The 24,944-nt window shown below is 73.3% G+C and carries 22 protein-coding genes; 3 read left to right on the forward strand and 19 right to left on the reverse strand.

Annotation, left to right across the window (positions count from 1 at the left end; translation table 11 throughout):
* The first annotated feature begins 276 nt into the window (after nucleotides 1-276).
* A complete protein-coding gene (locus tag QJS33_RS22525) occupies nucleotides 277-564 on the forward strand; it encodes a hypothetical protein (protein ID WP_306370036.1) in 288 nt (95 codons plus the stop codon).
* A 63-nt stretch (nucleotides 565-627) separates the two neighbouring features.
* Here QJS33_RS22525 and QJS33_RS22530 read toward each other — a convergent pair whose 3' ends face one another.
* Nucleotides 628-2,250, reverse strand: a complete 1,623-nt coding sequence (locus QJS33_RS22530; RefSeq protein WP_306370037.1) for an AMP-binding protein — start codon at nucleotides 2,248-2,250, stop codon at nucleotides 628-630.
* 194 nt (nucleotides 2,251-2,444) lie between these two features.
* On the opposite strand from QJS33_RS22530, the gene QJS33_RS22535 reads away from it, so the two are divergent.
* Nucleotides 2,445-3,320 (forward strand): helix-turn-helix transcriptional regulator, encoded by an 876-nt coding sequence (locus QJS33_RS22535; RefSeq protein WP_306370038.1) that lies wholly within the window; start codon nucleotides 2,445-2,447, stop codon nucleotides 3,318-3,320.
* Nucleotides 3,321-3,377: 57 nt separating this feature from the next.
* Here QJS33_RS22535 and QJS33_RS22540 read toward each other — a convergent pair whose 3' ends face one another.
* From QJS33_RS22540 to QJS33_RS22615, 16 genes are all read right to left on the reverse strand, one after another.
* Nucleotides 3,378-4,838, reverse strand: coding sequence for a benzaldehyde dehydrogenase (locus QJS33_RS22540; protein ID WP_306370039.1), 1,461 nt, complete (start codon nucleotides 4,836-4,838; stop codon nucleotides 3,378-3,380).
* A 35-nt stretch (nucleotides 4,839-4,873) separates the two neighbouring features.
* Complete coding sequence (locus tag QJS33_RS22545; protein ID WP_306370040.1) at nucleotides 4,874-6,052, reverse strand: thiolase family protein; 1,179 nt, start codon at nucleotides 6,050-6,052, stop codon at nucleotides 4,874-4,876.
* Nucleotides 6,049-6,780 (reverse strand): CoA-transferase subunit beta, encoded by a 732-nt coding sequence (locus tag QJS33_RS22550; RefSeq protein WP_306370071.1) that lies wholly within the window; start codon nucleotides 6,778-6,780, stop codon nucleotides 6,049-6,051. Before QJS33_RS22550 ends, QJS33_RS22545 begins: the two co-directional genes overlap by 4 nt.
* Nucleotides 6,781-6,821: 41 nt before the next feature.
* On the reverse strand, nucleotides 6,822-7,652 hold the full coding sequence (locus QJS33_RS22555) for a CoA transferase subunit A (RefSeq protein WP_306370041.1): 831 nt from the start codon (nucleotides 7,650-7,652) through the stop codon (nucleotides 6,822-6,824).
* 553 nt (nucleotides 7,653-8,205) lie between these two features.
* Complete coding sequence (locus QJS33_RS22560) at nucleotides 8,206-9,072, reverse strand: sugar phosphate isomerase/epimerase (protein WP_306370042.1); 867 nt, start codon at nucleotides 9,070-9,072, stop codon at nucleotides 8,206-8,208.
* 17 nt (nucleotides 9,073-9,089) lie between these two features.
* Complete coding sequence (locus QJS33_RS22565; protein ID WP_306370043.1) at nucleotides 9,090-10,097, reverse strand: Gfo/Idh/MocA family protein; 1,008 nt, start codon at nucleotides 10,095-10,097, stop codon at nucleotides 9,090-9,092.
* Nucleotides 10,098-10,135: 38 nt separating this feature from the next.
* Nucleotides 10,136-11,023, reverse strand: coding sequence for an ATP-binding cassette domain-containing protein (locus QJS33_RS22570; protein WP_306370044.1), 888 nt, complete (start codon nucleotides 11,021-11,023; stop codon nucleotides 10,136-10,138).
* A 14-nt stretch (nucleotides 11,024-11,037) separates the two neighbouring features.
* Nucleotides 11,038-12,096, reverse strand: coding sequence for an ABC transporter permease (locus QJS33_RS22575; protein WP_306370045.1), 1,059 nt, complete (start codon nucleotides 12,094-12,096; stop codon nucleotides 11,038-11,040).
* 2 nt (nucleotides 12,097-12,098) lie between these two features.
* Entirely contained in the window at nucleotides 12,099-13,079 is a 981-nt protein-coding gene (locus QJS33_RS22580; RefSeq protein ID WP_306370046.1) for a substrate-binding domain-containing protein, read from the reverse strand.
* 115 nt (nucleotides 13,080-13,194) lie between these two features.
* On the reverse strand, nucleotides 13,195-14,106 hold the full coding sequence (locus tag QJS33_RS22585; RefSeq protein WP_306370047.1) for a TIM barrel protein: 912 nt from the start codon (nucleotides 14,104-14,106) through the stop codon (nucleotides 13,195-13,197).
* 84 nt (nucleotides 14,107-14,190) lie between these two features.
* On the reverse strand, nucleotides 14,191-15,687 hold the full coding sequence (locus tag QJS33_RS22590; protein ID WP_306370048.1) for a CoA-acylating methylmalonate-semialdehyde dehydrogenase: 1,497 nt from the start codon (nucleotides 15,685-15,687) through the stop codon (nucleotides 14,191-14,193).
* 25 nt (nucleotides 15,688-15,712) lie between these two features.
* Nucleotides 15,713-17,608, reverse strand: a complete 1,896-nt coding sequence (gene iolD / locus QJS33_RS22595; RefSeq protein ID WP_306370049.1) for a 3D-(3,5/4)-trihydroxycyclohexane-1,2-dione acylhydrolase (decyclizing) — start codon at nucleotides 17,606-17,608, stop codon at nucleotides 15,713-15,715.
* The gene (gene iolB / locus QJS33_RS22600; RefSeq protein ID WP_306370050.1) at nucleotides 17,605-18,492 is read right to left on the reverse strand and encodes a 5-deoxy-glucuronate isomerase; all 888 of its coding nucleotides are present in this window, start codon (nucleotides 18,490-18,492) and stop codon (nucleotides 17,605-17,607) included. Before iolB ends, iolD begins: the two co-directional genes overlap by 4 nt.
* A complete protein-coding gene (locus tag QJS33_RS22605; protein WP_306370051.1) occupies nucleotides 18,489-19,382 on the reverse strand; it encodes an aldolase in 894 nt (297 codons plus the stop codon). Before QJS33_RS22605 ends, iolB begins: the two co-directional genes overlap by 4 nt.
* Entirely contained in the window at nucleotides 19,372-20,349 is a 978-nt protein-coding gene (gene iolC, locus QJS33_RS22610) for a 5-dehydro-2-deoxygluconokinase (RefSeq protein ID WP_306370072.1), read from the reverse strand. Before iolC ends, QJS33_RS22605 begins: the two co-directional genes overlap by 11 nt.
* A 79-nt stretch (nucleotides 20,350-20,428) precedes the next feature.
* Nucleotides 20,429-21,433, reverse strand: coding sequence for a Gfo/Idh/MocA family oxidoreductase (locus QJS33_RS22615; RefSeq protein ID WP_306370052.1), 1,005 nt, complete (start codon nucleotides 21,431-21,433; stop codon nucleotides 20,429-20,431).
* Nucleotides 21,434-21,628: 195 nt separating this feature from the next.
* Here QJS33_RS22615 and QJS33_RS22620 point away from each other — a divergent pair, with 195 nt between their 5' ends.
* Nucleotides 21,629-22,369, forward strand: a complete 741-nt coding sequence (locus QJS33_RS22620; protein ID WP_306370053.1) for a GntR family transcriptional regulator — start codon at nucleotides 21,629-21,631, stop codon at nucleotides 22,367-22,369.
* A 41-nt stretch (nucleotides 22,370-22,410) separates the two neighbouring features.
* Here QJS33_RS22620 and QJS33_RS22625 read toward each other — a convergent pair whose 3' ends face one another.
* Together QJS33_RS22625 and QJS33_RS22630 are read right to left on the reverse strand one after the other, a co-directional pair.
* Nucleotides 22,411-23,757: a CoA transferase gene (locus QJS33_RS22625; RefSeq protein ID WP_306370054.1), complete on the reverse strand. Its 1,347-nt coding sequence runs from the start codon at nucleotides 23,755-23,757 to the stop codon at nucleotides 22,411-22,413.
* A gap of 83 nt (nucleotides 23,758-23,840) precedes the next feature.
* Nucleotides 23,841-24,866, reverse strand: a complete 1,026-nt coding sequence (locus QJS33_RS22630; protein ID WP_306370055.1) for a LacI family DNA-binding transcriptional regulator — start codon at nucleotides 24,864-24,866, stop codon at nucleotides 23,841-23,843.
* Between the last annotated feature and the right edge of the window lie 78 nt (nucleotides 24,867-24,944).

The raw sequence follows: 24,944 nt of genomic DNA on the forward strand, positions 1-24,944 counted from the left end.
GGCCGCGGTCGCCCAGGCGCGCGCGCCAGACGGCGGTCAGGGCCGGGTCGGCGAGGAGGTCGACGTCGCCGCGGCCCGGGCCGGCGCCCACGACCACGGTGTTGGTCAGGTCCAGGACGGGGTGCTCGTGGCCGATCCACGGCATGTCGTCGAACTCGCGCAGCGTCATGGACCCAAGCTACCGGATTCACTCCCATGAATCCGTGATACCTTCGCATCACGGTTTCAGACAACAAAACCCGTGACATGATGATGTCCGGGACGGGAGGGTCCGCCATGACACTGGAGTACGTCCACTTCGACACCGACGACGCCGAGGCCCTGACCGCCGCGCGCGACGCGCTCGTGGAGCGGCTGCGGGAGCGCTACGGGTCGGAGTTCGTGAACGCCCACCTGGTGCGCTTCGACGACGGCAGCGTCGGCGACGTCATCCTGTGGGCCTCGCGGGAGGCGGCCGAACGGGCCGCGGAGGAGATGCCCGCCGACCCGGCCGCCGCCGGATTCTTCGGCCTCATCACCGGCGTCCGCGAGATGCGCCACGCCGAGGTCCTGCACTCCGGCTGACCCGGCCCGGTGGACACCGGGGCGGGGCGCTCCCCGCTTTCGAGCGCCCCGCCCCGGCCGGGGTCACCCCCGGCCGTGCAGTCCGAGCAGGTCCACGGCGGCCCGGCGCATCTCCACCTTGCGGACCTTGCCGGTGACGGTCATCGGGAACGCGTCGACCACGTGGACCCGGCGCGGGATCTTGTAGTGGGCCAGCCGCCCCTCGCAGAACGCGGCCAGGGCGGCGGCGGTGAGCGGTTCGGCTCCCGGTCGCATGATCACCCAGGCCATCGGCTCCTCGCCGTACTTGGGGTCGGGGACGCCGATGACCTGCACGTCCGCGATGTCGGGGTGGGTGTACAGGTACTCCTCGACCTCGCGGGGGTAGATGTTCTCGCCGCCGCGGATGACCATGTCCTTGATCCGGCCGACGATGTCGACGTAGCCCTCGTCGTCCATGACGGCCAGGTCGCCGGTGTGCATCCAGCGGGCGGGGTCGACGGCCTCGGCGGTCTTGCCGGGTTCACCCCAGTAGCCGAGCATCACCGAGTACCCGCGGGTGCACAGCTCCCCCGCCTCGCCGCGCGGGGCGGTGACCGTGGTGCCGGGGCGGACGACCTTCACCTCCAGGTGCGGCATGACCCGGCCGACGGTCTCGGTACGGCGGCGCAGGTCGTCGTCGCGGCGGGTCATGGTGGACACCGGCGAGGTCTCGGTCATGCCGTAGCAGATGGCGACCTCGGCCATGTGCATGTCGCCGACGACCCGCTTCATGACCTCGACCGGGCAGGGCGAGCCCGCCATGATGCCGGTGCGCAGGGTGGACAGGTCGTAGCGGGCGAAGTCGGGGTGGTCGAGTTCGGCGATGAACATGGTCGGCACCCCGTACAGCGAGGTGCAGCGCTCGTCCTGGACGGTGCGCAGCGCGGCCGCCGGGTCGAACGCGGCGGAGGGCAGCACGATGCACGCCCCGTGGGAGGTGGCCGCCAGGTTGCCCATGACCATGCCGAAACAATGGTAGAGCGGAACGGGCAGGCACACCCGGTCGTGCTCGGTATAGCCCAAGCCCTCGGCGACGAAGTAGCCGTTGTTGAGGATGTTGTGGTGGGACAGGGTCGCACCCTTGGGGAACCCGGTGGTGCCCGACGTGTACTGGATGTCGACGGGATCGTCGCAGGACAGCTCGGCGGCGCGGGCGGCCAGGGCGCCGGGGTCGGTGGCGTGTCCGGCCTCCACCAGGGCGTCCCAGTCGGGGGTGCCGATGAACACCGTCTCCGCGAACCCGATCTCGGCGAGCATCGCCCGGTAGTCGCTGGTCTTGTGCGCGGTGGCGGCGATCATGAGCCGCATACCGGACTGGCGGACCACGTAGTCGAGTTCGTGGGAGCGGTAGGCGGGGTTGACGTTGGTCAGGACCGCGCCGATGCGCGCGGTGGCGTACTGGGTGAGGACCCATTCGGCGTTGTTGGGGGACCAGATGCCGACCCGGTCGCCCTTGGCGATGCCGCGGGCCAGCAGGCCCCGCGCCACCGCGTCGACGGCCGCGTCGAACTCGGCGTAGGTCCAGCGGCGGCCGGTCTCGGTCTCGACCAGCGCTTCGCGGTCGGGGTGACGGGCCGCGGTGCGCGCCAGGTTCTCGCCGATGGTGTCGCCCAGCAGTGGGGTGTCGGAGGTCCCGGACGCGTAGGAGAGTCGTGTGTCGCCCATGGGGCAGAGCATCGGGCACGTCACCGAAGGCCCGCCACCCCCTTTCGGGGGTGGTCCCCCGCGGGGAGTGGTGTGTAATCCTGGTCACAGTTCCGTTCCGGCCGCCGTCCGTGCGGCGGGAGGTACCGACCGCACCCCGTGTCGACGGGGCGTCCGCCCGCACCGGCCGCTCCCGGTGGCCCCAGGAGGATCCGATGGCCCTCGCGCATCTCCCGTCCGGCTCCCTGGCCCCCCGGCCATCCGCGCTCGTCCGCGCCGCCCTGGGCCGGGCACGGCACGCCACCGGCCTGCCCGTGCTGTTCGGCGGCACGGCGGCGCCGGGGCGGGCCGCGGTGCGGCTGACCGAGCTCGCAGGGGCGCGCACCGACGCCCTGCGGGGGCTGGTGATCCGGGGCGGCAGCGGTCTGGGCGGGCGGGTGCTGGTCACCACCCGGCCGGGCAGCGTGGACGACTACGTCGCCGACCGGCGCATCAGCCACGAGTACGACGCGCCGGTGGGCGCCGAGGGACTGCGCGCGGTCGCCGCGGTCCCGGTGGTGGTGGAGGGTTCGGTGGCGGCGCTGCTGTACGGCGGGGTGCGCGAACCCCTGCCGATCGGTACGCGCACGGTGGCGGCGCTGGAGCGTTCGGCGTCCCGGCTGGCCGCCGAACTGGCGGTGCGGGCGGAGGTGGAGCGCCGGGTGGCCGGGGTGGAGACCGCCGAGATCACCCGCGCGGCCCGAGATCCGCACACGGGGCCCGAATGGGAGCGGCTGCGCGAGGCGCACGCCGAGCTGCGGGCGATCGCCCAGGAGGTGTCCGACCCGGAGTTGCGCGACCGGCTGCGCGGTGTGTGCGACCGGCTGACCGGCCCGGCCCCCGGGCGGGGCCCGGCCCCGGCGTTGGCGCCGCGGGAGGCGGACGTCCTCGCGCTGGTGGCCGTGGGCTGTGGCAACGCCGAGGTGGGCCGCCGCCTGGGCGTGGGCGCGGAGACCGTCAAAAGCTACCTGCGCGGCGCGATGCGCAAGCTCGGCACCCACACCCGGATGGAGACCGTCGTGGCCGCCCGCCGGGCCGGTCTCCTGCCCTGACCGGCGCGGGCCGCACCGCGGGTGCGGTGCAGCCCGTACGCGGGTGCGGTCAGCCGGTCAGAAGGGGTAGTCGGGGATGTCGGGGCGGACGGTGAGCCACTGGGTCTCGGTGAACGCCTCGATGTTGGCCTGCGCTCCGCCGAACCGGGAGCCGGTGCCGGAGTCGCGCCACCCGCCGAACGGGGCGTTGGCCTCGTCGGCGACGGTGTGCTCGTTGATGTGCAGCTTGCCGGTGTCAATGCGGTCGGCGATCCGCATCGCCTCGCCGACCTCGCCCAGCAGACTGACCGACAGCGCGTACTCGGATGCGTTGACCAGTGCGACGGCCTCGTCGGGGGTGGCGAACGACAGCACCGGGGCGACCGGCCCGAACAGCTCCTCCCGCCAGGCGGGCATGTCCGGGGTGAGGTCGCGCAGCACGGTCGGCCGGTAGAACAGCCCCTCGAAGGTGCCCCCGGCGGCGACCTTGCCGCCCGCCTCGACGGTGGCGGCGACGATGCCGTCCACCCGCTCCAGCTGGCCCCGGTCGATGATCGGCCCCAGGGCGACCGCTTCGGCGGCCGGGTCGCCGACCGGCAGGTGGTCGGCCTTCTCGGCCAGCGCCGCCACGTACTCCTCGTACAGGGACTCGTGGACCAGGTGGCGGCCGGTGCTCATGCAGATCTGCCCCTGGTGCAGGAACGACCCCGTGGCCCCGGCGGAAACGGCCCTGGCCAGGTCGGCCCCGGGCAGCACGACCTGGGCGTTGTTGCCGCCCAGTTCCAGGTGGGCGCGCTTGAGGTGGCGGGCGGCGGCCTCGCCCACCTTGCGGCCGGCCGGGGTGGAGCCGGTGAAGGACACCACGCGCACCGCGGGCGCGGTCACGACGGCCTCGCCCACGTCGGCGCCGCCGGGCAGCAGCTGGAGCACCCCGGCGGGCAGCCCGGCCTCCTCGAAGACGCGGACGATGGACACCCCGCCCGAGACGGTGGTGCGCGGGTCGGGCTTGAGCAGGACGGCGTTGCCCAGGGCCAGGGCGGGCGCGACCGAGCGGATCGCCAGGATCAGCGGGAAGTTGAACGGGGCGATGACGCTCACCACCCCGGCCGGGCGGCGGCGGGCGAACGACCAGTGGTCGTCGTTGGAGGTGAGGACGTCGCCGTGCGGGTGGGTGGGCAGGGCGGCCGCCTCGTGGCACTCGGCGGCGGCGATGGTCGTCTCCGTGGCGGCCTTGGGCGGGATGCTCCCGGCCTCCTTGACGATCCAGCCCTGGATCTCCTCGGCGTGCCGCTCGAACAGGTCGCCAGCGCGGCGCAGCACGGCGGCGCGTTCGGCGGGGGTGCGGGCGGCCCACGCGCGGCGGGCGCCGTCGGCGCGTTCGGCGGCCTCGGCGACGTCGGCGGCGGTGGCCAGGCCGATCTCGCCCAGGGCCTCGCCGGTGGCGGGTGCGGTGACGGTGCGGGTCGCGGGTGCGGGCCGCCAGCCGTCGGTGTGGATGCGTGACGACCAGCGGCCGTCCGCCAGCAGGGTGTCGGTCATGGGTACGGGCCTTCCGGGGTGTGCGGACGGTTCGGTCAGTCGGCGTGCAGGACGACGGCCAGCCCTTGGCCGACGCCGATGCACAGGGCGGCCAGGCCCCAGCCGCCGCCGCGGCGGCGCAGCTGGTGGGCGAGGGTGCCCAGGATGCGGGCGCCGGAGGCGCCCAGGGGGTGGCCGATGGCGAGGGCGCCGCCGTTGGGGTTGACGATGGCCGGGTCCAGTTCCTTCCAGGAGCGGATGCAGGCCAGGGACTGGGCGGCGAACGCCTCGTTCAGTTCCACGATGGACAGATCGTCCCAGCCGATCCCGGCGCGGTCCAGGGCGATCTCGGCGGCGCGGACCGGGCCGATCCCGAACACGTCGGGGTCGACCCCGGCCGCGCCGCGTCCGGCGATGCGGGCCAGCGGCCGCACGCCCAGGGCGTCGGCGGCGGCGGTGTCGCCGATGAGCAGGGCGGCGGCGCCGTCGTTGAGGGGGGAGGCGTTGCCCGCGGTGATGGTGCCCTCCGGCCGGAAGGAGGGTTTGAGGGCGGCGAGCTTTTCGGCGGAGGTGGCGCGGATGGACTCGTCGCGGTCGAGTTCGGCGCCGGGTACCTGGACGATCTCGGCGTCGAACACGCCCTGTTCCCAGGCCCGGGCGGCCCTGGTGTGGCTGGCCAGTGCGAAGGCGTCCTGGTCGGCGCGGTCGATGCCGTGGGCGGCGGCGAGTCCTTCGGTGGCCTCGCCCAGCGACACGGTCCACCGCGCGGGCATGCGCGGGTTGACCATGCGCCAGCCCAGGGTGGTGGAGTGCAGGGCGGCGTCGGCGGCGGGGAAGCCCTTGGCGGGTTTGGGCAGCACCCAGGGGGCGCGGCTCATGGATTCCACTCCCCCGGCCAGGACCAGGCGGGCGTCGCCGGTCTGGACGGCGCGGGCGGCCTGGATCGCCGCCTCCATGCCCGATCCGCACAGGCGGTTGACGGTGGCGCCGGGGACGGTGGTGGGCAGTCCGGCGAGCAGGGCGGCCATGCGGGCGACGTTGCGGTTCTCCTCGCCGGCGCCGTTGGCGTTGCCCAGGACGACCTCGTCGACGGCTCCGCCCTCCAGGGCGGGGGTGCGTTCGACGAGGGCGCCGACCACGTGGGCGGCCAGGTCGTCGGGGCGCACCGCGGACAGGGCGCCGCCGTAGCGGCCGAAGGGGGTGCGCACCGCGTCGAGGATGTGGACGTCGGTCATCGCCGTGCCTCCGGTCCGGTCAGGGAGCGCAGCACCGAGAGCTCGGCGGCGGTGGGCTCGGGGGTGACGGCCGGGGTTTCGACGACCTTCAGGTCCCAGCCGGTGGCGGCGCGGACCTCGTCGACGGTCACGCCGGGGTGTACGCCGGTGAGGACCAGTTCGCGGGTGTCGGGGTCGGGTTCCAGGACGCCCAGGTCGGTGATGACCCGGGTGGGGCCCCGGCCGCGCAGGCCCAGGCGCTCGCGGTCGCCGGGGCCGCGGCCGTGGCCGACGGAGGTGACGAAGTCGACCCGGTCAACGAACGCGCGTGCGCTGTGCCGGACGATGATGACGACCTCGCCGCAGGAGGCGGCGATCTCGGGGGCGCCGCCCGCCCCGGGCAGTCGCACCTCGGGGTCGGCGTAGTCGCCGATGACGGTGGTGTTGATGTTGGCGTACCGGTCGAGCTGGGCGGCGCCCAGGAAGCCGACGTCGATGCGCCCGGCCTGGAGCCAGAGGTTGAACACCTCGGGCACGGAGACGACCGCGTCGGCGCTCTCGGCCAGCACACCGTCGCCGATGGACAGCGGCAGGTGGGCGGGGACGGTGCCCAGGGTGCCGGACTCGTAGATCATCCACAGGTCGGGGGCGTGGGTGCGGCGGGCCAGGTTGGCGGCGGTGCTGGGCAGGCCGATGCCGACGAAGCAGGACATGCCGTCGCCCAGGGCGCGGGCCGCGGCCACGGTCATGATCTCGTCGGAGGTCCAGTCGAAGGTCCGGGTCGCGGTGGTCACGGGGCGGTCCCTTCGAGGGTGGCGGCGGGCGCGGCGGCGGTGAGGTCGGCCAGCCAGCGGGTGAAGGCCTCGCGGTCGCGGCCGACGGCGTCCCAGGACTTGTAGGCCTCGTTGTCGCGTTCGTAGTAGCCGTGCGCGTAGGAGGGGGCGGCGCCGCCGGGGACGACGCTGACGCGGTCGACCACCCGGGCGGGGAGGACGACCTGCCCGGGGACGGGTTCGAGGGTGTCGACGACCTCCTCGACGGTGACCAGGACCCGGTCGGCGGCCAGGGCGGCCTCCTTCTGGATGCCGATGATGCCCCACAGCTGGACGTTGCCGGCGCGGTCGGCGCGCTGGGCGTGGATGACCGTCACGTCGGGGTTGAGGGCGGGGACGGCGGCCAGTTCCTGCCCGGTGAAGGGGCAGGTGATGGTCTTGATGTGGGGGTTGTGCCCGACCAGGTCGGTCCCGCTGTAGCCGCGCAGCACCGCGAAGGGCAGGCCGGAGGCGCCCGCGAGGTAGCGGTTGGCCATGCCGGCGTGGCTGTGCTCCTCGACCTCCAGGGGGACGGGCCAGCCGGTGGTGACGGCGTCGCGGAACCGGTGCAGGGAGCCGACCCCGGGGTTGCCGCCCCAGGAGAACACGAGCTTGCGGGCGCAGCCGGCGCCGATCATCCGGTCGTAGACGATGTCGGGGGTCATCCGGACCAGGGTGAGGTGGCGCAGCCCCTGGCGGATGATCTCGTGCCCGGCCTCGACGGGGATGAGGTGGGTGAACCCCTCCAGGGCGACCGTGTCGCCGTCGTGGACGAGCTCGGCGATCGCCTCGTCCAGTGGCGCGATCATGAAGGACCTTCCGTTCGTATAGCGAACTGTTGTTCTCAAAGCGAACAACTGAGGAGACCGTAACCCCGCCACCGGATCCCCGTCAAGGCCGTGCGCCGGGGAACGCGGGCGCCGTGGTCCCGCCTGCGGACACGCGAAAGGGCGCCGCGGTCGGGAGGTGTCCCGATCACGGCGCCCCACCGGGGCCGTCGCGCCCCTGGCGGCGGTGCGCCGCCGAATCGACGCCCCGGTGTCCCAGGTCAGGCCACCAGCTCCCCGGCGACCCGGTCGAGCATGAACTCCGAGGACACGCGAAAGGGCGCCGCGGTCGGGAGGTGTCCCGATCACGGCGCCCCACCGGGGCCGTCGCGCCCCTGGCGGCGGTGCGCCGCCGAATCGACGCCCCGGTGTCCCGGGTCAGGCCACCAGCTCCCCGGCGACCCGGTCGAGCATGAACTCCGAGGACACGCGAAAGGGCGCCGCGGTCGGGAGGTGTTCCGATCACGGCGCCCCACCGGGGCCGTCGCGCCCCTGGCGGCGGTGCGCCGCCGAATCGACGCCCCGGTGTCCCGGGTCAGGCCACCAGCTCCCCGGTGACCCGGTCGAGCATGAACTCCGAGGACTCGCGCGCCCTCTCCTCCCAGGCGAACACGCACACCGTGGCCACGCCGTCGAAGTCCAGGTCGCGCAGGGTCTGGAAGAATTCGTCCCACGGCACCTCGCCCTGGCCGATGTCCAGGTGCTGGTGGACGCGCGCGGGCGTGCCGGGCGGGTTGAGGATGTACCGCAGTCCCGACGATCCCCTGTGGTCGAAGGTGTCGGCGATGTGGACGTGCCGGAGCTTGTCGCCCGCGTACTCCATCATCGCGCGGACGTCCGCGCCGGGCCCGGAGCCCGACAGGTGGAAGGTGTGCGGTGCGCAGTACAGGTAGTTCACCCACGGCCGGTCGATCGCCCGGACCAGGTCCACGGCGGGACCGTTCTCCTCGCAGAAGTCGTCCGGGTGGGCCTCCAGGTCGAGGGCGATCCCCTCGCGCTCGAAGACCGGCAGCAGCTCCTCCATGGAGCGCCAGAACGCCCCCTCGCTCCGGGCCGCCTGCTCCGGGCGGCCGTTGAACTCGGAGTTCATCAGGGTGACGCCGAGTTCGACGGCCACCTCGATCATCCTCTTCCAGTAGCGGACGGCGTCGCGGCGCTCCTCCTCGTCGGGGCTGGACCACTTGTACAGCGGCAGGATCGAGGACAGCTCCACACCGGTCTCGCGCAGCACCGACTTCAGCTCGGCCACCCGCGCGCCGTCGGCCCGGGGGTGCAGGAAGAACGGCATGAACTCGGCGCGCGGGGACAGCTCGATGTACGAGTAGCCCAGGTCCGCCACGGTCCGCACCATCTCGGCCATCGGCAGGTGGCGGAACATGTACGGGTCGATCGCGATCTTCATCTGTGCGCGTGCTCCTCTCAGGCGTAGAAGGCCGGCCGTTCCTTGATGCCGGTCTGGACGACCTCCCCCGAGTGCAGCGACCGCACGGCCGCGTCGGTGACGACCGCGGCGGCGTAGCCGTCCCAGGCGTTGGGCCCGGTGGTCGGCGTCCCCGCGGCGACCTCCCGGACCCACGCCTCGAACTCGGCGTCGAAGGCGGCGGCGAACCGCTTCGTCCAGTCCTGGAGGACGGGGGTGCTCTGCCGACCGGAGTTGCGCAGGACCGCGCCGGGGACCTCCGGGAGCCGGACCGTGCCCTCCTCGCCCACGATCTCGCAGCCGATCTCGTAGCCGTACCGGCAGTTGACGAACACCTCCAGGTCCACCCGTGCCCCGCCGGCCATCTCGAAGAGCATGAACTGCGGATCGCGCAGGTGCTCGAAGCGGTTGGCGGTCGGGCGCGGGGTGATGACCTGGACGGCGGAGATCTCGTCGTCCAGCAGCCAGCGCATCACGTCGATCTCGTGCACGGCGGTGTCCTGGGCGGCCATCTCCGACCGGTAGGTCTCGGGCACCGTCGGGTTGCGGTGGACGCAGTGCGCCATCAGCGGGGCGCCGATGGCGCCCGTGGCCACGGCCTCCTTCATCTGCACGTAGCCGGGGTCGAAGCGCCGCATGAAGCCGACCTGGACCAGCCGCGAGCCGTGCCGTTGCTCGGCGTCGAGGATGCGCTGGGCGTCCTCCGCGGTGGTGGCCAGCGGTTTCTCGCAGAAGACCGGCTTGCCCGCCGCGATCGCGGCGAGCACCGACTCGGCGTGCGCCGGCCCCCAGGAGGTGACCACGACCGCGTCGACGTCGTCGGCCGCGATCACCTCCGCACCGTCGGCCAGTACGCGCGCGCCGGTGCCCTCGACCGCCAGGGCGGCCCGGGCGGCGTCGATGTCGGTCGCCGCGACCACCTCGGCACCACCGATCGAGGTGGTGATCCTCCGGATGTGCTCGGCCCCGATCCAGCCGGTGCCGATCACTCCTACCTTGACGGTCATCGCGCCCGTCTCCTCTCTTGGTCGTATCCGTGTGCCGGTCAGAGCCGCCGGACGTCGGGGCCCTCGTCCCCGGCGTCGTGCAGCGGCGCGACCTCCGGCGCCCCGCCGCGCTTGAGCTCGTGCTGGAGCGCGTCCAGCTCGGCCCCGCCCGCCATGTGGTGGGTGAGGTCGTCCAGGGTCAGCTCGGCGCGGGGCCGGTCCAGCTCCATCCGGCCGAGCTTGATGATCACGAAGTGGTCGCCGACCAGGAACGCGTGGTGCGGGTTGTGCGTGATGAAGATGACCCCCAGTCCCGCGTCGCGAGCCGCGTTGATGTACTTCAGGACCACGCCGGACTGCTTGACGCCCAGCGCCGCCGTGGGCTCGTCCAGGATCAGGACGCGGGCGCCGAAGTACACCGCGCGGGCGATCGCCACGACCTGGCGCTGTCCGCCGGACAGGTTGCCCACGGGTGCGTCGATGTCGGGCAGGTCGATGCCCATCTTCTTCAGCTCCTCATCCGCGATGCGGCGCATCCGCGCGGCGTCGAGCATCCGGAACGGCCCGACCCCCCTGCGCAGTTCGGAGCCGAGGAAGAAGTTGCGCCACACCGGCATCAGCGGCACGATCGCCAGGTCCTGGTAGACGGTGGCGATGCCCCGGTCCAGTGCGTGGCGCGGGGAGGAGAAGTCCACCTCCCCGCCGTCCACCAGGTAGCGGCCCGCGGTGGGCCGGTACAGCCCGGCGATGATCTTGATCAGCGTGGACTTGCCCGCGCCGTTGTCGCCGAGGATGCAGGTGACCTCGCCCGCGCCGACCTTCAGACCGATGTCGGTCAGCGCCCTGATGTTGCCGAAGCTCTTGCCGATCCCGTCCAGTTCGAGCAGCGGGGCGGTCTGGGCTCCTGCGCCGGCGGACGCCTGCGGTGTCGCCTTCGCACTCGTCATCGTGCTCACCTCGGTCACCTCTTGTTCGCTTGGGTGCGGACCCAGCCGTTGACGACGACCGCCAGCAGCAGCATCGCCCCGACGAAGAAGAACACCCAGTTGTTGTCCCAGCCCGCGTAGACGATGCCCTGGCGGGTCATTCCGTAGATGAAGGCGCCGATGGCCGCGCCGACCACGGTCCCGTAGCCTCCGGTGAGCAGGCACCCGCCGACCACGGCGGCCATGATGTAGAGCAGCTCGTTGCCGACGCCCTCGCCGGACTGCACCGTGTTGAACATGAAGAGCAGGTGCATCCCGGAGAACCAGGCGAAGAACCCGACCGTCATGAACAGGCCGATCTTGACCTTGGCGACCGGCACGCCGACCGCCCGGGCGCTCTCCTGGTTCCCGCCGACCGCGTAGATCCAGTTCCCGACCCTGGTCCGCATCAGCACCCAGGTGGCCAGGCCGACGAACACCATCCACCACACGACGGTGATCCGGACGTCGACCCCCATGACGGAGAAGCTGGAGGCGAAGACCGCCCGGGCCGACTCGAAGCCGTCCATGTCGGAGATGTTCGTGGTGGACACCTGCCCGGTGACCAGCTTGGTGATGGCGATGTTGAGGCCCTGGAGCATCAGGAACATCGCCAGCGTCACCAGGAAGCTGGGCAGTTTGGTACGGACGAGGAGCCACCCGTTGAGGAACCCGATGGTGAGCGAGACCACCAGGGCGGCCGCCGCGCCGACCCACACGTTCACCGAGAAGTACCAGGCGAACATGGAGGCCGTGAGCCCGGAGGCGATCACCGCGACACCGGCGGAGAGGTCGAACTCGCCGCCGATCATCAGCAGGGCCACGGCCACGGCCATGATGCCGATGGTGGAGCTCGCGTACAGGATCGTCGCCAGCGCGGCACCGGTGCGGAACGGGTCGGCGATGGTGAAGAAGACGCTGAAGACGATGACCGCGCCGACCAGGGAGCCGACCTCCGGCCTGGTCATGAACTTGCGCAGCGCCGACCGCTGGGCCACCCGGAGGGTCTTCTCCGAGCCGCTCCCGGGCGCCGTGGGTTCGAGGGTCCTGCTCATGGTCACCGCGTCCCCCGCTCGGCGTACTCGGCGACCTGGTCGACGTTGGTCTCGTCGATGAACGCCGGCCCGGTCAGGACGGGCTCGGTGCCGCCGCCGGAGGTGTTGCCGTTGGTGTTGTACAGCCACAGGGAGTCGACCGCCAGGTAGCCCTGGAGGTAGGGCTGCTGGTCGACGGCCCACTCGACGACGCCGTCCTGGAGCACCCCGACCAGTTCGCTGTTGGTGTCGAAGGTGGCGATGGCGGCGTCGCTGCCCGCGTCGTCGACGGCGTCGATCGCGGTCATGGCGATCGGGGCGCCCAGCGTGACGACGTAGTCGACCTCGTCGTCGGTCTGGAGCTTGGCGGAGATACTGGAGCGCACCTCGGGCATGTTGGCGCTGTCGACGTAGAGCACCTCGGACTCGCCCTCGAAGGCCTCGCCCAGGGAGGCGCAGCGGGTCTCCAGGGCGACGTGCCCCTGCTCCTGGATGACGCACAGGGCCTTCTGGGCGCCGACCTCGTTGAGTCGTTCGCCGAAGGCGGTCCCCGCCAGGTGCTCGTCCGTGCCGAAGTACTGCTGGACGCCCATGTCGACCCAGTCCTCGATCCCGGCGTTGAACGCGACCACCGGGATGCCGGCCTCCCGGGCGGCGGCGACGGCGCCCTCCATCGCGTCCGGCTTGGACAGGGTGACGGCGATGCCGTCCACCCCGCGGTCGACCGCGTTCTGGACGAGGGCGGCCTGTTCGCCGGCCTCGGGGTCGGCGGCGTACTCCAGGGTGATATTGCTCTTGGCGGCGGCGTCCTCGGCGCCCGCGCGGATGATGTCCCAGAACGTGTCGCCCTGGACTTCGTGGGTGATCATCGCGATGGTGAGCTCCGGGGTCTCGACGCCTTCCTCGGCCGTCTCACGGCCGCCCTCGGAGCTGCACGCCGATGCGGCCAGGACCAGGCCCGCGGCACCGGCGATCAGAGCCGTGTAGCTGATGTTGCGCTTCATGATGGGACCTCTTGTCGGTCAGGGGGATTCACTCGTATGCGGTGGTGGCGGTCACGAGGGGCGGACGCGACTTGCGGGGAACCGCTCGGCGGCGGCTCAGCGTGGTCGTTCTGTGTCAGGCCTTCTGGTGGCGCGCCCCCAGTCCGCAGCCGTTGAGGTACTTGCGGGTCCGGACCGCGATGGGCAGCGGGACCTCCGGCTCGCAGGGGTAGAGGTCCTGTTCGACGATCACGAACAGGCGGGCGTCGACCTCGCGGAGCGCGTCGATCACCGCCGCGGGCGCGGGCTCCCCGGCCGGGGGCTCCACGCACACGCCGCGCTTGACGGCCTCGCCGAAGCCGAGCTTCTCCTCGTGGACCTGCCGGATGATCTCGGGGTCCATCTGCTTGATGTGGACGTAGTCCACGCGCTCTGAGTAGCGGCGGATGAGGTCGACCGCGTCGCCGCCCCCGTAGGCGACGTGTCCGGTGTCCAGGCACAGGGAGACGTGCTCCGGGTCGGTGCCGTCCAGGAAGCGTTCGATCTCGGGCTGGGTCTGGACGTGGGTGTCGGCGTGCGAGTGCAGGCACAGCCGCACGTCGTAGTCGTTGAGCAGGATCCTGCCGAGTTCGTCGGCGGACCGGTTCAGGTTGCGCCACTGGTCGTCGTCCAGGGTCGGCGACTCGCTGAACTCGCCGGTCTTCTCGTCGCGGTACATCGGCGGGATGAAGACCAGGTGGTGTGCGCCCACGGCGGCGGTCAGCTCGGCGACCTTGCGGACGGTGGCGACGGTGTCGGCCCAGGCGCCCGGGTCGTGCAGGTTGCCGAACACGGTGCCGCCGGAGACCTTGAGCCCGCGCCGTCCCACCTCGTCGGCCAGCTGCGCGGGGTCGGTGGGCAGGTACCCGTAGGGGCCCAGTTCGAGCCACTCGTACCCGGCTTCGGACAGCTCGTCGAGGAAGCGGTTCCACGGCGTCTGCCGGTCGTCCTCGGGGAACCAGACGCCCCAGGAGTCGGGGGCGGAGCCCAGGACCAGTTGGTCGGTCATTTCTGCCTCGTTTCGGAGAACGTGTCGAGCGGTGAACGGACAGGGCCGGGCCGCGGCGCGGACGGTGCCGCGGCCCGGGGTCCCTCAGCCGTGGGTCGGGAAGTGGAAGGCGGCCTCGACCGAGCGGTCGACGTGCGGCCACCGGCTGGTGACGACCTTGGCCCGGGTGTAGAAGTGCACGCCCTCGGGGCCGTGGATGTGGTCGCCGCCGAACAGCGAGTCCTTCCAGCCGCCGAAGGAGTAGTGGGACATCGGGACCGGGATCGGCACGTTGACGCCGATCATCCCGACGGTGACCCCGCGCTGGAAGCGGCGGGCGGCCTCGCCGTCGCCGGTGAAGATGGCGGTGCCGTTGCCGTACGGGTTGGCGTTGATGATCCCGATGGCCTCGTCGAGGTCGGCCGCGCGGACCACGACCAGCAGCGGTCCGAAGACCTCCTGGCGGTAGACGTCCATGTCGGCGGTGACCCTGTCGAGCAGCGACGGGCCGATGAAGAAGCCCTCCTCGTGCCCCTGCACCTTGAGGTCGCGGCCGTCGACCACCACGACGGCGCCCTGCTCCTCGCCGGAGCCGACGAAGGAGGCGACGCGGTCGCGGGCCTGGGCGGTGATGACCGGGCCCATCTCGTTGGCGGCGTCCCGGCCGGGGCCGACCCTGATGGCCTTCGCCTTGTCGGCGAGCACCGGCACCAGGGCGTCGGCGGCCTCGCCCACGGCGACGGCCGCGGAGATGGCCATGCAGCGCTGCCCGGCGGAGCCGAACGCGGCGGCGGTCAGGTGGTCGGCGGTGAACTCCAGGTCGGCGTCGGGCATGACCACGGCGTGGTTCTTGGCGCCGCCCAGGGCCTGGACGCGCTTGCCAGCGGCGGTGGCACGCTCGTGCACGTACCTGGCGATCGGGGTGGAGCCGACGAACGAGACGGCTTCGACGCCCGGGTGGTCCAGGAGGGCGTCGACCGCGGTCTTGTCGCCGTTGACGACGTTGAACACGCCGTCGGGCAGTCCGGCGTCGGCGTAGAGCCGTGCGACGAACCCGGACACCGAGGGGTCGCGCTCGCTGGGCTTGAGGACGAAGGTGTTGCCGCAGGCGATGGCGATGGGGTGCATCCACAGCGGCACCATGATCGGGAAGTTGAACGGGGTGATGCCCGCGACGACGCCCAGCGGCTGGCGGAAGTCGAAGGTGTCGATCCCGGTGGAGATCTGGTCGGAGTAGCCGCCCTTGAGGGCGCTGATGATGCCGCAGGCGTACTCGACGACCTCGCGGCCGCGGACGATCTCGCCCCTGGCGTCGTCGACGACCTTGCCGTGTTCGGCGGCGATGATCCGGGCCATCTCGTCCTCGTGCCTGGCCAGGAGCTCGCGCAGGGAGAACAGGACGCGGGTGCGTTTGGTCAGGGAGGAGTCGCCCCAGCTCTCGAAGGCCTTCGCCGCGGCCGCGACGGCGGCGTCGACGTCGGCCTGCTCGGCGAGCAGGACGTCGGCCTGCCGCCGCCCGGTCGCCGGGTCCCACACCGGTGCGGTGCGGGTCGAGGTGCCGGAGGTCGGGGCCCCGTTGATCCAGTGCTGGATGGTCTTCACGGTCGGTTCCTTGTTCTGGGCGGCGTCACAGGTAGTGGCGCTGTCCCTGCTTCTGGGAGCGGTAGGTCTCGTAGGCGTCGCGGGTGCTGTCCAGGTCGGACACCTGGCCGACGGGCACGTCCCACCAGGCGCTGCCGGGCGGGTTGGGACCCTCCGGATCGGTCTCGATGTGGACGACGGTGGTGGTGTCGGCGGCCCTGGCCTGGGCGATGGCGGCGCGGAAGCCCTTGATCCCCTCGGCACGGATGACCTCGGCCCCGAGGCTGGCGGCGTTGGCGGCCAGGTCGACGGGCAGGACGGACCCGTCGAGCCGTCCGGTGGCGGGATCGCGGTAGCGGTACTTCGTGCCGAAGCGCTGGGAGCCCAGGGACTCCGAGAGCGCCCCGATGGAGGCGAAGCCGTGGTTCTGGACCACGACGATGATCACCTTCAGCCCCTCGGAGACCATGGTGACGATCTCCTGGGCCATCATCAGGTAGGACCCGTCGCCGACCAGGACGACCACCTCGCGGGAGGGGTCGGCCATCTTGACGCCGACGCCGGCGGCCACCTCGTAGCCCATGCAGGAGTAGGCGTACTCGACGTGGTAGGCCTTGGGGTCCCGGGCCCGCCAGAGCATCTGGAGGTCGCCGGGCATGCTCCCGGCCGCGTTGATGATGACGTCGCGGTCGTCGAGCTCCTCGTTGAGCGCGCCCAGGACGGCGGTCTGGGCGGGCGGCGGGCCGTGCTCGACGCGGCGGCAGGCGTCGGTGACCGCGGCCCACGCGTCGGCCAGTTCCCGGCTGCGGGCCCGGTGCGCGTCCGGGACCCGCCAGCCGTCCAGTTCCCGGCGCAGCGCCTCCAGGCCGGTGCGCGCGTCGCAGACCAGCTGGGCGGCCGCGTGCTTGGCGGCGTCGAGCCGGGCCACGTTCAGGTTGACGAACGTGACGCCGGGGTCGGCGAAGACGGTGTGGCTGGCGGTGGTGAAGTCGCTGTAGCGGGTGCCCACGCCGATCACCACGTCGGCCTCACGGGCCAGCTCGTTGGCGCTCGCGGCCCCGGTGGAGCCGACACCGCCGACGGCCCGGTCGTGGTCCCAAGGCAGCGCGCCCTTGCCCGCGTGGGTGTCGGCGACCGGGATGCCGGTGGCCTCGGCGAACTCGCGCAGGGCGGTCTCGGCCTCGGAGTAGACCACGCCGCCGCCGGCGATCAGCAGGGGCCGCCGCGCTTCCCTGATCACCGCCGCGGCGCGGGCCAGCGCGTCCGGCTCCGGGAGCGGGCGGCCGATGTGCCACACCCGCCTGCGGAAGAACTCCACCGGCCAGTCGTAGGCCTCGGCCTGCACGTCCTGGGGCAGGCACAGGGTGACGGCGCCGGTCTCGACGGGGTCGGTCAGGACCCTCATGGCCGCCTGGGCGGCCGGGATCAGCTGCTCGGGCCGGGTGACGCGGTCGAAGTACTTGGACACCGGGCGGAACGCGTCGTTGACGGTCACGTCGCCGCCGCGGGTGTCCTCCAGCTGCTGGAGCACCGGATCGGGCATCCGGGTGGCGAACATGTCGCTGGGCAGCAGCAGGACCGGGATGCGGTTGGTGGTGGCCAGCGCCGCGCCGGTGACCATGTTCGTGGAGCCGGGGCCGGTGGAGGCCGTGCAGGCGAAGGCCTGGAGCCGGTTGCGGGTCTTGGCGAACGCGACGGAGGCGTGCACCATGCCCTGCTCGTTGCGGGCGAGGTGGTAGGGCAGGTCGGCCTCGCCGGTCACGGCGGCCTGGAGCAGCGCCTGGCCCAGCCCGGCGACGTTGCCGTGGCCGAAGATGCCCCACACGCCGGGGACGAACCGCTGTTCGACGCCGTCGCGCTCGCTGTACTGCGCGGCGAGGAAGCGGACCAGGGCCTGGGCCGTGGTGAGCCGGACGGTCGTGGTGCCGGTGGGATCGGTCATCGGGTCCGGCCCTCCTTCTCCCGGGTCGAGGTGAGCGGCAGGCGGGGGTCGGTCCCCTGGCCGGCCCAGGTGTCGCGGACCCAGCCGTGCGCGGGGTCGTCGCAGATCCGCCAGGCGCGCTCGGGGCCGGGGCCCGCCATGACGTTGAGGTAGTACAGGTCGTAGCCGGGTGCGGCCATGGACGGGCCGTGCCAGCCGTGCGGGATGAGGACGGCGTCCTCGGAGCGCACCTCGGCGAAGACGTCGATGGGGCGGTCCGGGGTGCCGTAGACCCGCTGGTAGCCGATGCCGGGGCCGGCCGGGCCGCCGGAGACCTCGAAGTAGTAGATCTCCTCCAGTTCGCACTCGTCGGCGGTGGCCTCGTCGTGCTTGTGCGGCGGGTAGGAGGACCAGTTGGCGCCGGGGGTGAGGACCTCGCAGGCGATGAGCCGGTCGGCGTCCAGGGTGCCGGGGGTGCAGAAGTTGTTCACCTGGCGGCTGGCCTGTCCCGCGCCGCGCAGTTCGACCGGCACGTCCTCGGCCGGTAGGTGGCGCGGCTCCAGGCGGCGTTCGCAGCGCGCGGAGGGGAGCGCGAACCGGCCGCCGGACTCGCTGGAGATCACGGCGCGGGCGTCGCGGGGCAGGTAGACGAGGTCGGTGACGCGGGTGAAGACCGACCGGCGGCCGGTGACCGCGAACTCCAGCCCGTCGACGGTGACCGAGCACCCGCCGTTGAGCGGCAGGACGAGCGTCTCGGCGTCGCCGGTGTCGATCTCCCGGCTCCGGCCGGGCGCCAGTTCCAGGACGCGGAGCCCGGAGTACCCCCACCCGGCGGTCTCGGGGGTGATCACGGTGCGGAACGGCGGGGCGGCGGTGCTCCCCGCGGGCAGGTAGTACTTGCTCACAGCAACCCCACAGCGGCGTCGACGGCGGCCACGACGTCGTCGTCGGCCGGGTAGAGGAGGGATCGGCCCACGGTCAGGCCGATGACGTTCGGTAGTTTGAGCGCTTCTCCCCAGCGGGCGAAGGCGGCGTCGGGGTCCTCGGGCACCTCGCCGCCCAGCAGCACGGCCGGCAGGGTGGAGGTGGCCATGACCCGTTCCATCTCCTCGACGACCGGCAGTTTGAGCCAGGTGTAGGCGGAGGCGTTGCCCAGGCCGGAGGCGATGGCCATGGAGCGTGCGACCGCGTCCGGGGTCAGGTCGTTGCGGATGACGCCGTCGGTGCGGCCGGAGACGAAGGGTTCGACCATGGCCGTGACCCGGGCCGCGTTGAGTTCGCTGACGGCCCTGGCGCAGTTCTCCAGGGTGGGGACGGTCCGGTCGTCGTCGTAGTCCAGGCGCAGCAGCATCTTGCCGCCCTCGAAGCCCATCCGGACGATCCCGGCCGCGTCGTAGCCGGTGAACCGGTCGTCGATCTCCCAGGCGGCGCCGGCCAGTCCGCCGCGGTTCATCGAGCCGAAGACCGACTTGCCGTCCAGGACGCCCGTCCCGTCGGGGTTCCGCAGCAGCAGCAGGTCCTCCAGGATGTCCGCGGTGGCCAGGACGCCGGTCACGCCGGGGCGGGCCAGCGCGGCGCACAGGCGGTCCAGCAGGTCGATGCGGTCGGCCATCGCCATCGGCCGGTCGCCCGAGCGCAGGGCGCCGCGGGCGGGGTGGTCGGCGGCGACGATCATCGCCTTGCCGCCGGGGCCCACCGGGGAGGCGGGGCGCACCCGCACGGCCGCGGCCTCGGCGATGGCGCCCGGGTTGTGCAGCCGGGTCTCGACGATGGTGCGGAGCGTGTCAACCGACATGGGAGACCTCCCCGAGCTTGGCCTCGACCTCGGCGGAGGTGGGCATGGCGTCGGAGCAGGACAGCCGCGATGCCACGATGGCGCCCGCCGCGTTGGCGAAGCGCACGGTGCGCTCGGTGTCCCATCCGCTGAGCAGTCCGTGGCACAGCGCGCCGCCGAAGGCGTCGCCCGCGCCGAGGCCGTTGACGACGTCGACCGGGACCGGCGGGACCCGGAACGCGCCGGTGGCGTCGACGGCGAGGACGCCTTCGGGGCCCTGTTTGACGACGGCCAGCTCCAGGCCCAGCTCCAGGCCGCGCCGGGCGGCCTCCCACGGGTCACGGGTGCCCACGGCCGTCTCCCACTCGTCGAGGTTGCCCGCGGCGACCGTGGCGTACGGCAGGGCCAGGGCGGCCCAGCGGCGGGCCTCCTCACGGGATTCCCAGAACATCGGCCGGTAGTCGAGGTCGATGACGGTGATGCCGCCGCGGTCGCGGGCCTTGAGCGCCTCCAGGGTGGCGGAGCGGCTCGGCTCCCGGCACAGTCCGGTGACGGTGACCCAGAACAGCCCGGCCCCGGTGACGGCGTCCAGGTCGAGTTCACCGGCGCCGATGAGCAGGTCGGGGGCGGGGTCGCGGCCGTAGAAGTACAGGGGGAAGTCGTCGGGCGGGAAGATCTCGCACAGGGTGACGGGGGTGGCGGTGCCCGGGACGGCGCGGACGTGGCGGTCGTCCACGCCGAACCCGGCCAGGGCCCGGTGGACGAACCGGCCCAGGGGGTCGTCGCCGACGCGGGTGACGACGGCGGCCGAGCGGCCGTGGCGGGCGGCGGCCACGGCGACGTTGGTGGGGCTGCCGCCCAGGTACTTGCCGAAGGAGGTGACCTCGTCCAGGCCGACTCCGACCTGGTCGGGGTAGATGTCGACGCCGACGCGCCCCATGGTCAGGACTTCGGCCGGGTCGGGCGGGCCGGCGGGGCGGGAGCCGATGGGGCTCGCGTCCCCCGGGCCGGGGTTCGGGGTGTTCACGTGGGTCTCCCTGGAGTACTCGCGGTGGGCGTCGGGCGGGTCAGGGCCGCACCTCCCCGATCCGGACCGGGCGGTGTTCGCGCCGGGACAGGTCGGCGGCCTCCGCGACGAGGACGGCCTCCAGGGCGTCGGCGACCGTGCAGGGGCTGGGCGAGCCGTCGCGGACCATCGAGATGAACGCGGAGATCTCCGCCTCGTAGGCGGGGGTGAAGCGGGACCAGAACTCCTCCCAGGGGCTGCCGGGAGGGAAGGAGGTACCGGGCTCGGCCGAGCGCAGCGGCACCCGCTCGTCCAGGCCGACGGCGAGGGTGGCGCGCGAGCCGGCCAGTTCCATGCGCACGTCGTAGCCGCCGCCGTTGTAGCGGGACCCCTGGAGGGTGGCCAGGGTGCCGTCGTCCAGTCGCAGCACGGCGGCCGAGGTGTCGACGTCGCCGGCCTCGGCGAAGTAGGCGGCGCCGCGGTTGGCCCCGTAGGCGAAGACCTCCTCCACCTCGCGGCCGGTGACCCAGCGCAGGATGTCGAAGTCGTGGACGTGGCAGTCGCGGAACAGCCCGCCCGAGCCGGGCACGTACCGCGCGGGCGGCGGGGCCATGTCGCAGGTGGTGGCGTGGACCCGGTGCAGCTCGCCGAGTTCGCCGTCGCGCAGGGCCTGGTGGGCGCGCTGGTACCCGGTGTCGAAGCGGCGCATGAACCCGATGTGGACCGGGACGCCCGAGCGTTCGACCTCGTCGCGGACCCGCAGGGTCTCGGCGACGGTGGGGGCGACGGGCTTCTCGCAGAACACGGGGGTCCCGGCGGCGACCCCGGCCAGGATCAGCCCGGGGTGGGCGTCGGTGGCGGCGGTGACGACGAGGGCGTCGACGGCCCCGGGTTCGACCAGGTCCTCGATCCGGTCCGCGGCGCGGGCGCCGGTGCGGCGGGCGGCCTCTCCGGCGCGGGCGGGGTCGAGGTCGGCCACGACCAGCTCGTCCACCTCGGGGCGGGCCGCGACGGCGGCGGCGTGCGCGATGCCGATGCGTCCGGTTCCTACCAGGCCAATGCGCATGGAGGGGCCTTTCACGTGCGTCGTGTCTCAGCGATGTGTCGTGCGCGTCACATCGAGACCCCATAGTCACGCCACCACCGCACCACTGTCAATACTTTGTCTAGACATATGGACGTATTCATCTTCGGTCAACAGTGTTTTCGGTACACTGTCCCTGTGGCAGAGAGCCCGCACGACCCCGGAACGGATGTGCCCGTGACCCAGACCCCGCTGTCGATCCCCCTGGACCGGGCCAGCCCCGTCCCCCTCTACTTCCAGGTCGCCCAGGAGCTCGAACGGCGGATCCTGGGCGGTGAGATGCCCCCCGGGACCCGCCTGGAGAACGAGATGCTGTTGGCCGACCGGCTCGGCCTGTCCCGGCCGACCCTGCGCCGCGCCATCGAGTACCTGGTGGACCGCGGACTGCTGGTGCGCAAACGCGGGGTGGGCACCCAGGTGGTGCGGCCGCGGGTGCGCCGCCCCGTGGAGCTGTCCAGCCTCTACGACGACCTGGACCGCGCCGGGGAGCGGCCGCGCACCGACGTGCTGCGGTTCGCCGTGGAGGAGCCCCCGGCGGCGGTGGCGACCATCCTGGAACTGGCACCGGGGGAACACGCCTACGTGATCGAGCGGCTGCGCTACGCCCGCGACGAACCGCTGGCGCTGATGCGCAACCACGTCCCGACCGACCTGGTGCGGCTGGACGAGGCGACGCTGTCCGAGCACGGGCTCTACCAGCTGCTGCGCGCCGCCGGGGTGCGGCTGAAGATCGCCTCCCAGAGCATCGGGGCGCGCAACGCCACCGCCGCCGAGGCGCGCGTCCTGGGCGAGGGCCGCGGCGCGCCGCTGCTCACCATGGACCGCACCGTCTACGACGACGTGGGCCGGGTGGTGGAGCACGGCTCCCACCTGTACCGGGCCTCGCGCTACTCCTTCGAGCTGACCCTCACCGGCTGACCGCCCCGGCGCCCCGCTCCGGCCGGACCCGCCCGGGCCGGTCAGCGCCAGGCGGGCAGGTCCGAGCCCCACCGGGTGGGCGGGGTCGCCCAGTCGGCGGGCGCCCCGGCGTAGCCGATCGGCGGGCGGGCGTAGCGCAGCTTGCCGTACGGGGAGTCGGCGGTGGTCAGCCACCGTTCGGGGTCGTGGGCGCCCGCGGGTGCGGGGACCGGTTCGATGCCGTGCAGCAGCAGCCCGGCGGTCCCGGCCAGGGACAGGCGCAGGTCGCGGCCGAGGCCGTCGGCGGACCGGTCGGTGAGGGCGCGCAGGACGGCGGCGGCCAGCAGGTACCCGGTCCCGTGGTCCAGGGCCTGGGCGGGCAGCGCGCCCGGGGTCCCGTCCTCCCCGGCCTCCGCGGCGGCGATGCCGACCCCGGCCTGCACCAGGCTGTCGAACCCGCGCCGCCCGGAGCGGGGGCCGGACCAGCCCCAGGCGCACAGGGCCGCGGTGATCACCCCGGGGCGGCGTTCGGCCAGGTCCTCGGGGGACAGCCCGTACCGGTCCAGAACCCCGGGGCGGTAGCCGGTGACCACCACGTCGGCCGAGGCCAGCAGGTCCTCGAACACCTCCCGGTCCGCGGGCGCGGCCAGGTCCAGCAGGGTGGAGCGCTTGCCGGGCGCGGTGTCGATGTGGGTGTCGCGGTCCTCGGGCAGGCGGGGGGTGTCCACCCGCAGCACGTCGGCGCCGAGCAGGGCCAGGGTCCGGGTGGCGACCGGTCCGGCGATCACCCGGGTCAGGTCCAGCACCCGCACCCCGGCGGCCGGCAGGTCCGCGGGGCCCAGGGGCCGGTCGGCCGGGCCCCACATGAGGCGTTCCTCCACCACGGGAGGGCGGGTGGGGTCGGGGTGGTCGGCCACGGCCACCGCCAGGCCCCCGGCGGCGTACACCGCCTCCTGCACCTGCCGGGCCGGCCGCCCGGCCAGCTCCCGGCCCAGGGTCTCGGCGTCGGTGTCCCCGGCCAGGCCCAGGGCGGACAGCAGCCGCGCCCGGTGGTGGGGGTAGTTGGCGTGGGTGCGCACCCAGCCGTCGGCGGTGCGCCAGAACCCGGACAGGGGCGCGAACGGCACCATCGGGCGCCCGTCCACCCGCAGGTGGCGTTCGCTGACGAACGCGGTGGCCACCGCGCCCTCGTCCACCTCCACCGCCCGCACGGGGGCGCCGCCGCGCGCGGCCAGCAGCTCGGCCGCGGCCAGCGAGCACACCCCGACGGTGGCGCGGGCCAGCTCCCGCACCGGCAGCCGGGCGGGGAGCACCGCCCCGGCACCGCGGTAGGACACCCCCTCCGCCAGGAGGGGCGGGCCGCCCAGAGCGGCCCAGAGCACGGACGTGGTGACGTCGGTTCCACCCATAGAGGCATTGTGCCCAACGGTGCGGCCCCGCCCCGCCGCGGGTTCGGTGCTAGGCGTTCGCCCTGTTCAGGCGGCCCGTGCCGTCACACCTGGAGGCCGCCGGGGGGAGCCCCGGCCGCCGCGGCCGGGCCGGTGGTCTCCCCGGCGACCAGGCGCACGGGCAGCACCGCCTCCGCGGGGGCCGCGCCGTCGATCCGGGCGAGGGCGCCGGAGACGGCCGTGCGCGCCATGAGCTCCGCGTCCTGGGCGACCGTGGTGATGCGGGTGAAGGCGCTGCGGGCGAAGCGGGAGTCGTCGTAGCCGACCACGGACATCCGTTCCGGCACACCGACGCCCGCCCTGGCCAGGGCCTCCAGGACCCCCAGCGCGCACCGGTCGTTGAAGGCGACCACGGCCGTGGGGGGTTCGCGCCGGGCCAGCAGCTCCCGCGCGCCCGCCGCGCCCTCGACCTCGGTGGGCCCCCCGCCGACCACCTCGACCGTGTCGGCCAGGCCGTGGCGCCGCGCCGCGTCGAGGAAACCCGTGCGGCGCTCGGCGGCCCCGGCGGCCGTCCCGCCGTCGATGTGGGCGATCCCGCGGTGGCCGAGCCCCACCAGGTGGTCGACGGCCAGGGACACGCCGGTGACGTCGTCGGCGCGTACGACCCCCACCCCGGGGACGGCGCAGGGACCGGTGACGAAGAGCGTCGGCACCTGGTCGGCGAGCCGCGCAAGGGCCGCCCCGTCCATGCCGCCGCCCAGCAGGACGACCGCGTCGCAGCGTTCGCGCAGCAGGGCCCGGGCCGCGGTCGCCTGGTCGCGGCGGGGTGTCACGGCGCTGAGTGCGACCTCGTACCCGCTGTCGGCGGTGGCCGCGTAGATCTCCTCGACCAGGTCCGCGTGGAAGGGGTGCTGGAGGTGGAAGGCGACGCCGAGCAGCCGTGAGCGGGCGCGGCGGAGCTTGCGGGCCCGGTCGTCGGGCACGTAGCCCATCTCCTCGGCGATGCGCTTGACCCTGGCCCGGGTGGCCTCGCTGGCACCGGGCGCGCCGCGCATCACGATGGACACCAGGGCGGTGGAGATGCCCGCCTCCCGCGCCACGTCGGCCATGGTGGGACGCGTTCCGCCCATCGGGCCCCCCTTGTCGAGATCCGCTTGACCACTGAAACTAGTACGTTCTAGTCTAGCCGAACTAGAACGTACTAGTTT

Origin of the sequence: Nocardiopsis sp. CC223A, from assembly GCF_030766825.1 — a bacterium.
Lineage (GTDB): Bacteria > Actinomycetota > Actinomycetes > Streptosporangiales > Streptosporangiaceae > Nocardiopsis.

Coding starts and splice junctions, on each gene's coding strand:
- QJS33_RS22630 (WP_306370055.1), bottom strand. CDS start 24,866: ATGGGCGGAACGCGTCCCACCATGGCCGACGTGGCGCGGGAGGCGGGC.
- QJS33_RS22575 (WP_306370045.1), bottom strand. CDS start 12,096: ATGAGCAGGACCCTCGAACCCACGGCGCCCGGGAGCGGCTCGGAGAAG.
- QJS33_RS22585 (WP_306370047.1), bottom strand. CDS start 14,106: ATGACCGACCAACTGGTCCTGGGCTCCGCCCCCGACTCCTGGGGCGTC.
- QJS33_RS22570 (WP_306370044.1), bottom strand. CDS start 11,023: ATGACGAGTGCGAAGGCGACACCGCAGGCGTCCGCCGGCGCAGGAGCC.
- QJS33_RS22615 (WP_306370052.1), bottom strand. CDS start 21,433: ATGCGCATTGGCCTGGTAGGAACCGGACGCATCGGCATCGCGCACGCC.
- QJS33_RS22565 (WP_306370043.1), bottom strand. CDS start 10,097: ATGACCGTCAAGGTAGGAGTGATCGGCACCGGCTGGATCGGGGCCGAG.
- QJS33_RS22605 (WP_306370051.1), bottom strand. CDS start 19,382: ATGTCGGTTGACACGCTCCGCACCATCGTCGAGACCCGGCTGCACAAC.
- QJS33_RS22525 (WP_306370036.1), top strand. CDS start 277: ATGACACTGGAGTACGTCCACTTCGACACCGACGACGCCGAGGCCCTG.
- iolD (WP_306370049.1), bottom strand. CDS start 17,608: ATGACCGATCCCACCGGCACCACGACCGTCCGGCTCACCACGGCCCAG.
- QJS33_RS22540 (WP_306370039.1), bottom strand. CDS start 4,838: ATGACCGACACCCTGCTGGCGGACGGCCGCTGGTCGTCACGCATCCAC.
- QJS33_RS22530 (WP_306370037.1), bottom strand. CDS start 2,250: ATGGGCGACACACGACTCTCCTACGCGTCCGGGACCTCCGACACCCCA.
- QJS33_RS22580 (WP_306370046.1), bottom strand. CDS start 13,079: ATGAAGCGCAACATCAGCTACACGGCTCTGATCGCCGGTGCCGCGGGC.
- QJS33_RS22545 (WP_306370040.1), bottom strand. CDS start 6,052: ATGACCGACGTCCACATCCTCGACGCGGTGCGCACCCCCTTCGGCCGC.
- QJS33_RS22535 (WP_306370038.1), top strand. CDS start 2,445: ATGGCCCTCGCGCATCTCCCGTCCGGCTCCCTGGCCCCCCGGCCATCC.
- QJS33_RS22550 (WP_306370071.1), bottom strand. CDS start 6,780: ATGACCGTGGCCGCGGCCCGCGCCCTGGGCGACGGCATGTCCTGCTTC.
- QJS33_RS22555 (WP_306370041.1), bottom strand. CDS start 7,652: ATGATCGCGCCACTGGACGAGGCGATCGCCGAGCTCGTCCACGACGGC.
- QJS33_RS22560 (WP_306370042.1), bottom strand. CDS start 9,072: ATGAAGATCGCGATCGACCCGTACATGTTCCGCCACCTGCCGATGGCC.
- QJS33_RS22625 (WP_306370054.1), bottom strand. CDS start 23,757: ATGGGTGGAACCGACGTCACCACGTCCGTGCTCTGGGCCGCTCTGGGC.